Source organism: Thermocaproicibacter melissae (assembly GCF_024498295.1).
GTDB lineage: Bacteria > Bacillota > Clostridia > Oscillospirales > Acutalibacteraceae > Thermocaproicibacter > Thermocaproicibacter melissae.
Map to the genome: position 1 here is coordinate 828,709 of NZ_CP101827.1, position 14,904 is coordinate 843,612.

General features: G+C 45.1%; 12 protein-coding genes. 4 read left to right on the top strand and 8 right to left on the bottom strand.

Going from position 1 to position 14,904, the window contains the following annotated elements:
* Nucleotides 1–24 precede the first annotated feature (24 nt).
* On the top strand, nt 25–1,446 hold the full coding sequence (locus NOG13_RS04160; RefSeq protein WP_283109454.1) for an IS1182 family transposase: 1,422 nt from the start codon (nt 25–27) through the stop codon (nt 1,444–1,446).
* Nucleotides 1,447–1,518: 72 nt separating this feature from the next.
* Here the strand turns inward: NOG13_RS04160 and NOG13_RS04165 are convergent, their stop codons facing one another.
* From NOG13_RS04165 to pyrB, 8 genes are all read right to left on the bottom strand, one after another.
* Nucleotides 1,519–2,316 (bottom strand): hypothetical protein, encoded by a 798-nt coding sequence (locus NOG13_RS04165; RefSeq protein ID WP_283111015.1) that lies wholly within the window; start codon nt 2,314–2,316, stop codon nt 1,519–1,521.
* Entirely contained in the window at nt 2,310–2,957 is a 648-nt protein-coding gene (locus tag NOG13_RS04170) for an ABC transporter ATP-binding protein (RefSeq protein ID WP_416201425.1), read from the bottom strand. Before NOG13_RS04170 ends, NOG13_RS04165 begins: the two co-directional genes overlap by 7 nt.
* A gap of 34 nt (nt 2,958–2,991) precedes the next feature.
* Nucleotides 2,992–3,384, bottom strand: coding sequence for a GntR family transcriptional regulator (locus NOG13_RS04175; RefSeq protein ID WP_283111017.1), 393 nt, complete (start codon nt 3,382–3,384; stop codon nt 2,992–2,994).
* A 41-nt stretch (nt 3,385–3,425) separates the two neighbouring features.
* Entirely contained in the window at nt 3,426–4,145 is a 720-nt protein-coding gene (locus tag NOG13_RS04180) for an ABC transporter permease (protein ID WP_283111018.1), read from the bottom strand.
* On the bottom strand, nt 4,138–5,061 hold the full coding sequence (locus NOG13_RS04185) for an ATP-binding cassette domain-containing protein (RefSeq protein ID WP_283111019.1): 924 nt from the start codon (nt 5,059–5,061) through the stop codon (nt 4,138–4,140). Before NOG13_RS04185 ends, NOG13_RS04180 begins: the two co-directional genes overlap by 8 nt.
* A gap of 140 nt (nt 5,062–5,201) precedes the next feature.
* Complete coding sequence (locus tag NOG13_RS04190; protein WP_283111020.1) at nt 5,202–6,887, bottom strand: PASTA domain-containing protein; 1,686 nt, start codon at nt 6,885–6,887, stop codon at nt 5,202–5,204.
* A 120-nt stretch (nt 6,888–7,007) separates the two neighbouring features.
* Entirely contained in the window at nt 7,008–7,751 is a 744-nt protein-coding gene (locus NOG13_RS04195; RefSeq protein ID WP_283111021.1) for a YebC/PmpR family DNA-binding transcriptional regulator, read from the bottom strand.
* Nucleotides 7,752–7,852: 101 nt separating this feature from the next.
* Nucleotides 7,853–8,911 (bottom strand): aspartate carbamoyltransferase, encoded by a 1,059-nt coding sequence (gene pyrB, locus NOG13_RS04200; protein WP_283111153.1) that lies wholly within the window; start codon nt 8,909–8,911, stop codon nt 7,853–7,855.
* A 167-nt stretch (nt 8,912–9,078) separates the two neighbouring features.
* Here pyrB and NOG13_RS04205 point away from each other — a divergent pair, with 167 nt between their 5' ends.
* The 3 genes from NOG13_RS04205 (at nt 9,079) to NOG13_RS04215 (ending at nt 14,901) form a co-directional block, all read left to right on the top strand.
* Nucleotides 9,079–11,970, top strand: a complete 2,892-nt coding sequence (locus NOG13_RS04205; RefSeq protein ID WP_283111022.1) for an acyl-CoA dehydratase activase — start codon at nt 9,079–9,081, stop codon at nt 11,968–11,970.
* Nucleotides 11,971–11,980: 10 nt separating this feature from the next.
* Nucleotides 11,981–13,276, top strand: a complete 1,296-nt coding sequence (locus NOG13_RS04210; RefSeq protein WP_283111023.1) for a 2-hydroxyacyl-CoA dehydratase — start codon at nt 11,981–11,983, stop codon at nt 13,274–13,276.
* A 434-nt stretch (nt 13,277–13,710) separates the two neighbouring features.
* Entirely contained in the window at nt 13,711–14,901 is a 1,191-nt protein-coding gene (locus NOG13_RS04215) for an IS256 family transposase (protein WP_283110741.1), read from the top strand.
* Nucleotides 14,902–14,904: the final 3 nt, after the last annotated feature.

Consider the following 14,904-nt stretch of genomic DNA (forward strand, 5'->3'; position numbering starts at 1 on the left):
TAAAATATAGACAGGTGATGAAAGATGCTGGAACGGGAAAAACTACGCAGAGATGCAGTGGAATTTGTGAATACAGACCTATTGGTGCCGGGAAATCATCTGCTGCGAAAGATTGACAGCGCGGTAGATTTTAGCCATATTTATGATTTTGTAGAAGATTTGTATTGTGAGGGCAACGGTCGTCCTAGTGTGGACCCGGTCGTCCTGTTTAAGATTGTTCTGATCCAGCATCTGTACGGAATTCCCTCTTTACGCCGGACGATGCAGGAAATCAATATGAATATCGCGTATCGGTGGTTTCTGGGATATACACTGAACGAGGAGCTGCCGCATTTCTCCACTGTGAGTTACAATTTTAAGCACCGGTTCACAGAGGAAACCGTGGAGCAGGTGTTTTCGTGGATTTTGCAGGAGGCAAATTACGCCGGATATTTGGAGCCGGAAGCAGTATTTGTGGATGGGACGCATATCAAAGCAAACGCCAACATCAACAAAAAGATCAAAAAGGCAGTTCCTCAGGCGGCAAAGCGATATGCCTCAGAATTAATGGAAGAGGTTAACGCTGACCGGGAAGATCATGGGAAGAAGCCATTCGACAGTACTCCGAAACCGCCGAAGGAAAAAGAAATCATGGTGTCCAAAACAGACCCGGAAAGCGGGTTGTTCCAAAAGGGAGAACACAAGAAGTGCTTTGCCTACGAAGCACATACGGCCTGCGACAAACACAATTTTGTCCTTGACGTTGAGGTGACTCCGGGAAACGTACATGACAGTGTAGCATTTGACGCGGTCTATGGCAAAGTGACTCAACGGTTTCCTGAAATTGAAACGGTGGTGGCGGACGCCGCATACAAAACGCCGCATATCTGTAAACGGGTGTTTGACGACGGGCGGGTACTTTCCACAGCATACAAGCGGCCAATGACCAAAGCAGGAAATCTGGAATGGTGGAAGTATGTATACGACGAATATTATGACTGTGTGATCTGCCCGGAATATCAGGTTCTGCATTATGCAACAACCAACCGTGAGGGATACCGGGAATACAAAAGCCGGAGTTACATCTGCGAAAAATGTCCATTCCGTTCTCGCTGCACCGAGAGTAAAAGCTGTACGAAAACCGTAACGCGGCATGTGTGGCAGGATTATGTGGAGCTTGCGGAAGATATCAGGCACACACCGAAATACAAAGAGCTTTACAAAAAACGAAAAGAAACCATTGAGCGTGTCTTCGCCGATGCAAAAGTGAAATATGGGATGCGGTACACGCTCTACCGGGGCTTAACTCAAGTGACGAATTGGGTTAAGCTTAAGTTTGCTGCCATGAATCTCAAAAAGCTGGCAATGTGGAAATGGAGGGATGGCCATCCCTCCGGGTTTTTATTGATTTTACTTTGCTTATTTTCCTATCCTGCATATTATCAAGAGAACCCATCCTTCGTTTAACCGCGTTGGATGGGTTCTTCGACAATCTGAGGGGCAGGAAACAGATGTTTCCTGCCCCAAAAATTCAAACTGTCACTCAAGATTTAGTTTTTTACTGAGAATCCAGTTTGTAAGAAAGTAAAACGCTACTCCGAAAACTGCGCAATATAAAATTGCGATTCCAAAGAATATGCTCAACTTTCCGATTACATCCGGTCCATCCAGTGACCATATCCACATGTTATTATTATCAAGACCTATTAGAAAAGAAAGGACAATTTGTTCAACCACTGAAAATCCGATAAACGTTCCAAAAGACGCTAGCAGCTTATGCTTACTGCTGAAATTTCCAACCGAAATGGAAGCATAAATTTGAAGGACAAAAGAAAGACATGAAACAATTAAGAAAACAATACCTTCTATAAGCAGTAATGTGGCCCATCCTCCGTAATTTCCGAACAATAGTCCTAGATCTTTCCAAAACTCCATAAATTCATCTTGAGTCGCTTTATCGCCAACGATAATGAGGACAGAAACAAAGGCAACGATCATACTGAGAATCGTCCACATGACAGACACAATCATTTTGCAGTCAATATGACTGTGTACCTTGACGGGCAGAGTAAACGAGAGGTAACCTTCATCGCCAAGAAGATTTTTCTGGAAACGCTGAATGGTAACAACAAGTGTCATAACGAAAGATGCCGCAATTGACAGGGCATAAACAAAGGCTGTGATTACCAAGGGCAATGCCGTTGTATTAGAAATATCATCAAAATTCAAGGCAATAAATGTCTTAATCAGCAAGGAACAAACCAGAATCAAGGCAAAGATTGGTAGAAAAATACGCTGAGTTGCCTTAATTTCATATCTCAAAAGTTTTCTTAACATCTGAACACCTCCCGGAAAAGCGCATCAACGCTCTTGTTCTCCTTTTCACGGATTTCATCCACGCTGGAGGTCAGTATAATGTTTCCTTTGTTGATAAAAATTACGTTGTCGAGGATTTTTTCTACATCGGTAATCAGGTGCGTAGAGATCAGCAGCGAAGCATTTTCACTGTAATTGCTGATTATTGTATCGAGGATATAGTCGCGTGCCGCGGGGTCAACGCCGCCAATCGGTTCATCGAGAATATACAGTTCCGCGTTTCTGCTCATAACCAAAATAAGCTGAACTTTTTCCTTCGTGCCTTTCGACATCGTTTTTAATCGGTCATTCGGGTTGATGTTCAGACGCTGAAGCATGTCGTAAGCTTTTACCTTGTCGAAATTCTCGTAAAAATCCCCAAAAAAGTCAATCATGTTCCGAACGGACATCCAGTCATTCAGGTATGTGCGTTCTGGTAGATAAGAAATGATTTTCTTGGATTCCACCCCGGGTTTCATTCCGTTCACGGTAATTTCTCCCGAAGTAGGAGTAATTAAGCCGTTTATCAGCTTAATGAGGGTTGTCTTTCCGCTGCCGTTCGGGCCAAGGAGACCAACAATTTTCCCTCTCGGAATGGACAGATTGACCGAAGCCAACGCCATGCAGCCCGGAAAAATCTTGGTCAGGTTCTTGCACTCAACTATGCTGTTGTTCTCCAAGGTTCTCTTCCTCCTTCATGATGCTGCTTAGTAGGTTGATTGTCTGCTGTGTGTCATAACCGAGCTGATTCATTTTCCTGAGAAATTCATGGATTACTTCAACCGCAAGACCGTTCTTGATCTGCATGATCTTATCCACATCCTCTGTCACAAATCTCCCGCTAGTTCTCTGGGAATACAAAAGTCCGTCTGCCTCTAGCTGTGACAAGGCTCGCTGCATTGTGTTTGGGTTAACTGCAGCATCCGCTGCCATTTCACGCACTGACGGCAGCTTTGCCCCTGCCGGATAAACGCCTGAGACAATCATTAGCTGGATCTGTTCAATTAACTGGGTATAAATCGGACGATCGGATTTTAAGTCCCACGACATATTGTCACCTTTGCTTTCTTTTGTGAATCATTTGAGAAGTATTATGAAAAGTCCTTCTTCCGGAAGAAAACAATTCCGGCAACAAAAAACACCGCCATGGTTACAAGAGTTATGACAATTGGATCACGAAACTGATCAACCGGTTTTGAAATAATGGCTGACATTTGCGTTTTCAGAAGATAATCAATTCCCTTATCGCATTTAATCAGAGTTAAAATCAGGTCAGTAAAATAGAAGCCACCATAGTAGAAAAAGATTGCAAGCGTACTTTTATTGAAAAGTTGAATGAAAAAAATGGACATGGAAATTGCGGCAATATAAACCAAGCAGGAAGCTCCGAAACGTTCAAAGAACACTTTCATGAAATCCCATGTGAAATCCGAATCTTTTGGAAGAATCAGGGCAGCGCAGCCAAAGAAGAAGAACAGAACGACTGCTGCCATAATTACACCCAGAATAATTGTCGTCAGCCATTTTGAAATATACAGTACTGTACGGTTCGTTCCGAATGCGATTGTATTCTTCAGCGTATGGTCGCGGAATTCTTCCGCATAAACGATTTGAGTAAGCATCGGAATCAGAAAGACAGGATAACCCAAAAGCTCAACTCCGAGTTCTGTTGCTCCGGTCCAATTTCCAGCCCCACCACCTCGCATGGCAAACACCAATGCAACGCAAAGTCCAGAAACAACAAGCGTCATAATAAAGAAATATGCACGATGAAATGTTTTATATAAATCAGCATGAATCATTTTAAGCATTCTGGCCAACCCCCATCAGTTTGATGAAATACTGTTCCAAGCTGATACCGGCACGATATACCTGTGAAACCACAACTCCGCCTTCCACGAGAGCTTTCACAAACAGTTCCGGTGAATCGAAATTTTCATTGACATGAATCGAATTTTCTCCGACAACTTCAAAGTTTTCGCAGGAACAGTTGTTTCTCAGAATTTCCGAAGCAAGCTGCACATTATCTACATCAATCTGCAGGTAAGTGCGGCATTTTTCTTTCAGCTCTTCAGCCGTAATGGCTTCCACAAGGCTACCTTTGCTGATAAATCCATAGGTGGTAGCAATCTGCGAAAGCTCACCGAGAATATGGCTGGAAATTAAAATTGTCGTCTTCTTTTCCTTGTTGAGTTTCAGGATAATTTCGCGGAATTCCTTGATTCCCATTGGATCCAAGCCATTGATCGGTTCATCCAGAATCAAAACTTCCGGATTATCCATGATAGCCAGCGCAAGGCCTAGGCGCTGCTTCATGCCAAGGGAAAAATTCTTAAACTTTTTGTTTCCGGTTTTATCGAGCCCGACAATTCTCAGTGCGCTTTCAATATTGCCCTTGTTTTTGCCGCCGCGCTGAATACGATAATACTCCAAATTTTCTCTTGCGGAAAGATATGGGAAGAAACTGGGAGTTTCAATCATGCTTCCCATGTGATTTCTTGCCATTTCAAGCCCACGTTCCGAGGAGTGGCCAAACAGCTCAAGTTCTCCGCTTGAACGCGGCGTCAGTCCGGTGATGAGCTTGAGCAGTGTAGTCTTCCCCGCTCCGTTCTGACCCACAAGCGCATAAATATCACCGCGGTTGACTCGAATGCTTAAATCCGACACTGCCGCGAACTTTCCATATCTTTTTGTGATATTTTTTGTCTGGATTACAGTTTCGCTCATTTTATCGCCCCTCTGTATTATTGTCTTATTGTACTAAGTGCTTAATACAATAATACATGATTATTTTTCATTGTCAAGACCGTTTTGAAAAAAATATAAAAAAATCCGGGACAACGTCCCGGATGATAGAGATTCGGTTTTTATTGTATCTGAGAAGCCGGCTTAGGTCCCAAACTTACCAAAATCGTTACGGTAGAGCCGTAAGCCATCTGGCTGCCTGCTTTAACATCTTTATACCCGATTACCAATCCTTTTGGAATCTTATCGCTGTACTCAGAACCTTGAATCGGAACAAAGCCAGCGGACGTAACCAAGGCAGAGGCTTCGTTCAAAGCCTTCCCCGTAATTGCAGGCAATGTGCGGACTGCTGCACCCTGGCTGACTACTACCACAATCGTGGAACCGCGCTGCATTTTTGTTCCGGGTTTCGGGTCCTGGGAGATGATTTTTCCTTCTTCAATCGTATCGCTGAACTCCGTACTAGTCTCAGCAATATTATAATCCTGATCAGAATCAGCCGCGGATTGCGCGGCTACAAGTTCGTTATAATCCTTTCCCACAAGATTGGGAACTGTAATCTGATCAATTGCGCTTTCTGCGTTCGACGACACAATCTGCGAACTTTCCTGAGAAACCGCGCTGGATACGGAAGCCTGCGCTACGCGACTCTGTATGCCTTTGTTATTCATCCAAACAATTGCAATCGCGACAAAAATAACAAGCATCACAAGGCACGAAGAAATGACCCAAACGAAGCCTGAGACTTCTTTTTTCTCCGGCTTTTCCTTCTCTGCCTTTTCCGAGTTTCTTGGCTCAACTGCGGCAATTCGGTCAAATCTCTGACTTGACTCAAGGGCAGCCGCCACGCTAGGCGCTGCAGTGATTTCTTCCCGCAGGCGTTCAAAACTCTGCGTACGTTTTTCAGGATCAACCTGCAGAGCATTTGCTATTGCAGAAACCACATACGGCGGCAGGCTATGCATAATGGAATTTGGAATCAATAGACGCGCATCCGTGCGGCGTCTCGGAGCTTCCGGCGGAAGCTGGCCGGTTAATGCAAAGAAAAGTGAGGCAGCAAAGCCATAAACGTCAGTGGCTTCGCTTGGCTTGTCACCCATAACATACTGCTCGATTGCAGCACATCCCGGCGCGAGATCGGGAGGTAAATCGGTGTCCATCTGGCGCACTGCGGCAATGGAAAATCCACCGAGTTTCATTTTCCCGTCACGCATAATCATCAATGTATCCGGAGAAATGCCGAGATGCAGAATTGAATGAGCATGAAGTTCTTTAAGAGCAGATAAAACCGGCATAAAGAGCTGGCGTGCGACATTCCAGCTAACGTGACCGCCGCTGCGCTTTACAAAATAGCGCAGCGTAATGCTGTCATTCCATTCGGAAACCGTGTAGGCAACGCCGTTTTCTTCAAAAATGTCGTAAATCTGAATAATTGCGGAAAGCTCACGCATATGCGCGATTTCACGAGAATAGCGGAGGAACTCCGTAAGGTTCTCCTGAAACGGGAGCTCACTTCCGCCGAGAATTCGGACGGATTTGCCGTCCTCTTTCCTTTCAGCAATGGAAGCAGGATAAAATTCATGAATCTCAACGCGTATATTTAGGACATTGTCTATTCCGATATAGGTGAACCCTTCGCCGTTGCTCCGCAGAGCACGTCCCACCGAATAACGTTTCTGAAGCGTTGTTCCATACGGCAATGCACCCGCAATCTGCGGCTCGCCTTTCCGATGACCGCAAACCGGGCAAACATCTTTCCCCTGCATGTCGGACATACAGTACATACATAGATTGCTGAATTCGGTCATACACAAGCCTCCGAACTGAAATAAAGGTTCACTTTATTTTGCTCCGCCGGTATATTATTATCCATTTTTTGGGGAAATTTTTCCTACATAAGTACATTCCAGTTAGGCTGGAAATAAGTTTTATTCCTCTTCGATATCACTATTGTCCCAGTTATGCCACACATTTTGCACGTCATCATTATCTTCGAGAGCATCCAAAAGATGCTGCATATTGGAAATTGCGCCTTGATCTTCTAGCTTATTATAGGTTAAAGGCACCATTTGAATTTCTGCCGTGACGAACTCATAACCTTTGTCCTGCAGGTCTGAAAGGACTCCGCTGAAATCGTCAGGCTCGGTGTAAATGGTAAATACATCATCATCTGCCTGAAAATCAGAAGCGCCAGCTTCCAGGGCATCTTCCATAACCTTATCTTCATTAAGCCCTTCACGCTCGATTTCGAGAACACCTTTGCGGTTGAACAGGAAAGAAACACAACCGGTTGTTCCAAGGTTGCCGCCGAATTTATCAAAATAATGGCGAAGGTCTCCGGCTGTTCTATTACGGTTGTCCGTCAGTGTTTCCACAATCAGAGCAATACCGTTCGGGCCATACCCTTCATAAGTAATATTCTCATATTTCGTGTCGTCACCGTCTCCGGCAGCACGCTTGATAATGCGCTCTATGTTTTCGTTCGGCACATTTGCGGCCTTAGCTTTCGCAATGCAATCTCTCAGCCGGGAGTTAGCAACCGGATCCGGTCCGCCGCCCTCTTTAACCGCAACAGCAAGCTCACGTCCGATTTTTGTGAAAATTTTCGCTCTGGCGCTGTCTGTCTTTTCCTTTTTTCGCTTGATATTGTTCCATTTTGAATGGCCTGACATAAAGAGTTCCTCCCAGTTTATTCCTTGTTTGAAGGCTGTAAAACAGCTAGTTTAATATTATACTATTGTGTTGTTAAGTTGACAAGTACCGCGCCTGCAACTCAAATCAGCGTTCTGCCGTCGCAATAAACGCAAGTTATCATGCCGCCTGCTTCTGTAAACAGATTCGGCAGATAGTGTTCTGTCTGCGTAATGCAGCGGGGATTGGTGCAATGATACGGATGTGTCGATGTCTTGGCCTTTTTCGGAACTCCGATATTAGCTCCCCGCAAAATTGTGAGAATCAAGGCCATTCGCGCATACACTCCGTACACCGTCTGACGGAAATAAGTTGCACGTGGGTCATCGTCAACACTTACTTCAATTTCATCCACGCGCGGCAGCGGATGCAATATCTTCAGGTCCTTTTTTGCAGCCAACAGCTTTTTGTTATCCAGAACGAACACGCCTTTCTGAGATTCATAACTTTCACGGCTGGGAAAGCGTTCTTGCTGGATGCGCGTCATATACAAAACGTCCAGGGAAGGGATTGCCTCTTCTAGAGAGGAAACTTCACGGTATTTGCATCCTGCTGCATCCATGATATCCTTTACATACTGAGGCAATGCAAGTTCCGGAGTGGAAATCAGAACAAATGAGTTCCCCTCGAACCGTGTCATTGTCTTAATGAGTGAATGAACCGTTCTCCCATACATCAGGTCTCCGCACAGCCCGATGCACAAATGATCAAGACGCCCCTTTTCATTATATAGCGTAACAAGGTCTGTAAGTGTCTGCGTCGGGTGTAGGTGCCCGCCGTCGCCCGCATTGATAATTGGGACTCCAGAATAAAGTGAGGCTGCTGCAGCGGCACCCTCCCATGGATTCCTAATGACGATTAAATCCGCATATCCGCCGATGACCGTAATGGTATCCTTCAGGCTTTCCCCTTTTGAAACAGAAGAATTGCCGGGATTGTCAAACCCAATTACTTCCCCGCCCAACCGATACATTGCGGTTTGAAATGACATTTTTGTTCTGGTAGACGGCTCATAGAAAAGCGTTGCCATGATTTTCCCACGGCAAGATTCCCGATACGCCCATGGATTTGAACGAATGTCATTGGCGAGATGAATGAGTTCTTCAATCTCCGGCACTGTCAACTGGTCAAGGTCAATCATGTGATTGAGCTGCAATTTACATCGCCTCATTCAATTTTTACCTATTTTATCATTCTGCCTTATCAAACACAAGTAGCTGGAATTTTCCCCAAGCTCTTGACAGTAGTCTTCTTGGAAACTACAATTAATAGTTAACAATGTTATTTTTATGATTGGCAGGTTTCGCAATGAAAGTCGGACTTGATATAGGCTCAACCACTATAAAATGTGTCGTCATTGACGACGATTGCAATATTTTGTACAAATCATATGAGAGGCATCTTTCCAAAATCACGGAAAAGATGACTGAACTTCTGCAAAAAATCAAAACAGAAATCATTCACGGTGACAAGGCAATGCTTACCATTTCCGGTTCAGCCGGTATGGGCATTTCTCAGACTTGCCACCTTCCGTTTGTTCAGGAGGTCTACGCTTCCCGCATTGCAGTTGGGCGGCTGGTTCCCGATGCCGATGTCATTATTGAGCTCGGCGGCGAAGATGCAAAGATACTTTTCCTCACTGGCGGAACGGAAGTACGCATGAACGGTTCCTGTGCTGGCGGAACCGGAGCATTCATCGACCAGATGGCGACTTTGCTGAACGTGAATCTTGAAGAAATGAACGAACTCGCGAAGCAATATGAAAAAATCTACACCATCGCTTCAAGATGCGGCGTTTTTGCTAAGTCTGACATACAGCCTCTTCTGAACCAAGGAGCGCGCAAAACAGATATTTCAGCCAGTATTTTCGCCGCGGTGGCAAACCAGACAATTGCCGGTCTGGCACAAGGGCGACCCATTAAAGGTAAAGTGCTTTACCTCGGTGGACCGCTTACTTTTCTTTCTGAACTGCGTGCAAGTTTCGACCGTTTACTGAAGGTAACTGGGGTGTGCCCGGAGAATTCTCTCTACTTTGTTGCTTTGGGCGCGGCTTACTGTAGTGCCGAGGAAATAGACCTAGACCAAGCTCTGGAAAGCATCCAGAAATACGGCTCAAGCGGAAATTTCCTTTCGATTCCGCCACTCTTCACAAGTCAAGAAGAGTATGAAGAATTCTGCCGCCGTCATGAGCAGTGCAAGGCTCCCCGCGGTGATATTAATACATATAATGGAAACGCATTTCTCGGCATAGATGCTGGATCCACAACGGTGAAGGCAGTGCTTCTCGGAAAAGATGGAGAAATTCTGAGTTCACTTTACCGCAGCAATTCCGGCAACCCCATCCCAATTATCAAAGACTATCTTCTCGACCTTTACCGCAATTACCCGAACATTACCATAGAAAGCAGTGCTGTAACCGGATACGGAGAAGAATTGCTGAAAAACGCATTCGGCATTGATTTCGGCATTGTGGAGACAATTGCGCACTTCACCGCTGCCAAGCGGTTCCGCCCGAATGTGGATTTTGTCATCGACATCGGCGGCCAAGACATGAAGTGCTTCAAAATCCGCAATGGTGCAATCGACAACATTTTCTTAAACGAAGCATGTTCCTCTGGATGCGGTTCTTTCCTGCAGACATTTGCCAACACTCTTGGCTATGATATTGCCGAATTTGCAAAGCTTGGCCTTTTCGCAAAGCATCCGGTAGATCTCGGTTCGCGCTGCACGGTATTCATGAATTCTCAGGTGAAGCAGGCACAGAAGGACGGAGCTACTACGGAGGATATCAGTGCCGGTCTTTCCGTAAGCGTTGTGAAAAACGCCATCTACAAAGTCATTCGTGTTCCAAACGCCAAAGAGCTTGGACAAAACATCGTTGTGCAGGGCGGAACATTCCTCAACGACGCCGTTCTGCGTGTCTTCGAAAAAGAGCTTGGCGTCGAAGTAACACGGCCTGACATTTCCGGCCTGATGGGTGCTTACGGTGCGGCAATCTACGCCATGAGTAAATCCACCGGCAAGAGCTCACTGGTCGGTCTGGAAGAACTCGAGAATTTCAAACACGAGGTTAAAGTTACAAACTGCGGACTTTGCAACAATCACTGCCGCCTGACCATCAATATCTTCGGCGGAAACCGGAGATTCATCGGCGGAAACCGGTGTGAGAAGCCTGTGACCAAACGCTCCGGCGGTACCGAGCTGGATATGTACGCCTACAAATTGAAGCTGCTACGTTCTTATATGCCCGCAATGGGACCGCGCGGAAAGATCGGTATTCCCATGGGGCTGAACATGTACGAGCTGCTTCCGTTCTGGCACACATTTTTCACAAAGCTAGGCTTTGAAGTAGTTCTCTCTCCCCTTTCAAACCGCGAGCTGTATATTGAGGGTCAGGCAACGATTCCATCGGATACGGTATGCTTCCCTGCCAAGCTGATGCACGGGCATGTGCAGGCATTGATCAACGCAGGCATCAAGAATATCTTCTACCCATGCATGTCATATAATTTTGACGAACATCTCGGCGACAACCATTACAACTGCCCTGTTGTTGCCTATTATCCCGAAGTCATCAGCGCAAATATGCACCTAGACGGCATCAATTTGATTCACGAATACGTCGGAATTCACCGCAAGCATGATTTCCCGAGAAAAATGACTGCGATTCTGCAGTGCAGTTTTCCCGATATCACTTTTGCCGAAGTTCACGATGCGGCTTCTGATGCATACAAGGCTTACGACCAATACATGAAAAACATCCGCAAAAAGGGCAGTCAAATGATTGATGAGGCCCGAAAACGCGGAATGCCAATCATCATTTTGAGCGGCAGACCATATCATTTGGACCCGGAAATCAACCACGGCATCAACAAGCTGATAACCAGTCTTGGTGCTGCTGTGATTTCGGAAGATGTTGTCAGTGTTAGGGTGAAGAAGTTCCCAACAAAAGTCCTAAACCAATGGACTTATCACGCGAGACTTTATGCGGCGGCAAAATACATCGGCGACCAGCCAGACATGAACCTGGTACAACTTGTCTCATTCGGCTGCGGCGTCGATGCGATTACCACCGATGAAGTCCGCCGAATTCTTGAGGAAAAAAACAAAATCTATACCCAAATCAAAATTGATGAAATAACAAATCTTGGCGCCGTCAAAATCAGGCTTCGCAGCCTTTTTGCAGCGCTTGAGAAATGAGGAGTTTCTCTTGGCAAAATTAGTTTATGACAAAACTGGCCGTCTCCTTTTTACAAAGGAAATGAAAAAAGAATATACGATTCTGGCGCCGATGATGGCACCGATTCATTTTAGGCTGATCATCAACGTCCTGCGGAACTGCGGCTACAATTTTGAGCTGCTTGAAAATGACGGGCCGAACGTTGTGCAAGAGGGCCTAAAATATGTTCATAACGACACCTGCTACCCGGCCTTGCTGGTAATCGGTCAGTTTATTGACGCGCTGCACTCCGGCAAATACGATGTCAACAAAACAGCGCTTGTCATTACGCAGACCGGCGGCGGTTGCCGTGCTTCCAATTACATACACCTGCTGCGCAAAGCGTTAAAAAAGGCAGGTTTGGAGCAAGTGCCCGTTATTTCGATGAACCTCTCTTTCCTGGAGCATAACCCGGGATTCCATATCACTCTTTCCATGATTCGCAAATTTGTTGCCGCAATGGTTTACGGGGACGCACTGATGTTGCTTCGCAATCAGACGGAAGCCTATGAAGTTCATAAAGGCGACAGCAACAAAATGGTCGAGAAGTGGAGCAATTATCTAACCGACCAGTTTAACCACGGCAAAGCCCTTTCCAGAAAACAGCAAAGGGAAATTCTGTTCCGTATTGTAAAAGATTTCGCCTCCATTGAGATTAAAAAGGTTCCGAAAGTCAAAGTTGGCGTCGTCGGAGAGATTTATGTTAAGTACTCCTCCCTCGGCAACAACAACCTAGAAGATTTTCTACGCGGACAGGATTGTGAAGTCAATGTTCCCGGTCTAATAAACTTCGCACTGTTCAAGGTTGACAACCGCCTCGAAGATATTAAGCTTTACGGCGGCAACCCGATTAAATATTTCTTTGTCAATCTTCTGATGAAATATCTGCTCGAGATGCAGGATACGTTAATTGAAGCAATCAAAAGCGAACCGAGATACCACGCTCCGCAGCCTTATGCTCACACAAAAAGCCTTATAAACGGCGTAATCGGCTATGGCGACAAAATGGGTGAAGGCTGGCTCCTGACAGCCGAAATGCTGGAGCTTGCAGAAGAAGGCTATGAAAACATCGTTTGCGCTCAGCCGTTTGGTTGCCTGCCAAACCACATCTCCGGAAAAGGTATGATTCATCGCATCAAGGCAATTAATGAAAAATCGAATATTGTCCCAATTGATTACGACCCAAGTGCAACAAGAGTCAATCAAGAAAACAGGATTAAACTGATGCTTGCTGTGGCGCGTGAAAACCTAAATAAACAACTCGAGCAGCAAAATCAGCCGAATTAAGTGCAATACAATATTCTCGAAAAATACAATATTATCCAAATAAATCTTACTTTTTTGTGTATTTCGTGGTATAATATACTAAAATTTACAGGCTTTTATGTTTAATTTGCGGTTTGTATTTCATTCACGAAGCACAGATTGAGAAAGGTGGGATAGGATTGAGGGTACAAAGGCATTTGCAGCTTTTTCTTTCCTATCTCTCTTTTTTTGTCGTTTTATGGATGTCCACCCTTGGATTTAGTCAAGGCCCTACATTTTTTGACATTTTTATATCGTTTTTCATCATGATATGCGTTCAAGCACTTATGTTTCGCGCTTTTGAGATAACGTATAATAAGTTTCGCAAAATTAATTGAAGCAAAAAAGTAGACATAGTCGATTGCCGTCGGTAAAATAAAGTTACCATACAAAATCTACCAAGGAGGCAATAAACTATGTCTGATAATATTATACAACTAAACGAAGACCTGATAAAGAATAATCTTAAAGATCTTGTCCGTAGTAGTGTGGAAGAAACACTGAATGCACTACTCGACCATGAAGCTGATGAGCTTGTTAATGCCGAGCGATATGAACGCTCTGGCGACCGAAAGGGGTATCGCTCCGGCCATTATGAGCGAAACTTTTCTACGACATCCGGAAATGTAAAACTCAGGGTTCCAAAGCTGAAGGGTATCCAGTTTGAGACAGCCATTATTGAACGCTACAAACGGCGGGAATGCTCTGTAGAAGAAGCGCTGATTGAGATGTATCTCGCAGGTGTTTCAGTACGCCGTGTGGAAGATATCACTGAGGCTCTCTGGGGTACAAAGGTGTCTCCGGGAACAATTAGTAATCTTAACAAAAAAGCCTATGGACATATTGAACAATGGCGTCAACGTCCTCTTTTAGAGGAGTATCCGTACGTTTATGTTGATGGTATTTATCTCAAGCGCAGTTGGGGTGGCGAAATACAGAATGTGTCTGTACTCGTTGCCATTGGCGTAAACCGTCATGGATATCGAGAAATCATTGGCGCTGCGGAAGGTATGAAGGAAGATAAAGAAAGTTGGAAAAACTTCTTTGTCGGCCTAAAAGAACGCGGATTAAAGGGCGTTCGCCTTATTATTGGAGATAAGTGTCTTGGAATGTTAGAAACCATTCCAGAAGTCTTCCCCGATGCCAAATATCAACGTTGTACCGTTCACTTTTATCGCAATATCTTTCGTGTTACACCGAAAAACAAAATGCGCTCAGTCACGTTAATGCTCAAAGCAATTCATGCCCAGGAAAGTAAAGAAGCTGCCCGCGAAAAAGCTGCTTCAGTTGCAGCTAAACTTCGTGAAATGAAATTGTCTGCGGCAGCTAAAAAGGTCGAAGAAAGTGTTGATGAAACTCTAACTTACATGGACTTTCCAACAGAGCACTGGACCAGAATTCGTACGAATAATGTAACCGAACGCATCAATCGAGAGATTAAACGCCGAACGAAAGCAATTGGTGCTTTCCCGGATGGCAATAGTGCTTTGATGCTGGTCTGTGCACGACTTCGTTATGTGGCAGCTTCTGCATGGGGAACGAAGCGTTATCTCAACATGGAGCACCTATTCCAGATGGAACTGATGCAACAACATTCTGCCAGCTAGCTA

Excerpts from the sequence above, each read along its gene's own strand:
- NOG13_RS04160 (WP_283109454.1), top strand. The coding sequence starts at position 25 with ATGCTGGAACGGGAAAAACTACGCAGAGATGCAGTGGAATTTGTGAAT.
- NOG13_RS04165 (WP_283111015.1), bottom strand. The coding sequence starts at position 2,316 with ATGTTAAGAAAACTTTTGAGATATGAAATTAAGGCAACTCAGCGTATT.
- NOG13_RS04170 (WP_416201425.1), bottom strand. The coding sequence starts at position 2,957 with ATGGCGTTGGCTTCGGTCAATCTGTCCATTCCGAGAGGGAAAATTGTT.
- NOG13_RS04175 (WP_283111017.1), bottom strand. The coding sequence starts at position 3,384 with ATGTCGTGGGACTTAAAATCCGATCGTCCGATTTATACCCAGTTAATT.
- NOG13_RS04180 (WP_283111018.1), bottom strand. The coding sequence starts at position 4,145 with ATGCTTAAAATGATTCATGCTGATTTATATAAAACATTTCATCGTGCA.
- NOG13_RS04185 (WP_283111019.1), bottom strand. The coding sequence starts at position 5,061 with ATGAGCGAAACTGTAATCCAGACAAAAAATATCACAAAAAGATATGGA.
- NOG13_RS04190 (WP_283111020.1), bottom strand. The coding sequence starts at position 6,887 with ATGACCGAATTCAGCAATCTATGTATGTACTGTATGTCCGACATGCAG.
- NOG13_RS04195 (WP_283111021.1), bottom strand. The coding sequence starts at position 7,751 with ATGTCAGGCCATTCAAAATGGAACAATATCAAGCGAAAAAAGGAAAAG.
- pyrB (WP_283111153.1), bottom strand. The coding sequence starts at position 8,911 with ATGATTGACCTTGACCAGTTGACAGTGCCGGAGATTGAAGAACTCATT.
- NOG13_RS04205 (WP_283111022.1), top strand. The coding sequence starts at position 9,079 with ATGAAAGTCGGACTTGATATAGGCTCAACCACTATAAAATGTGTCGTC.
- NOG13_RS04215 (WP_283110741.1), top strand. The coding sequence starts at position 13,711 with ATGTCTGATAATATTATACAACTAAACGAAGACCTGATAAAGAATAAT.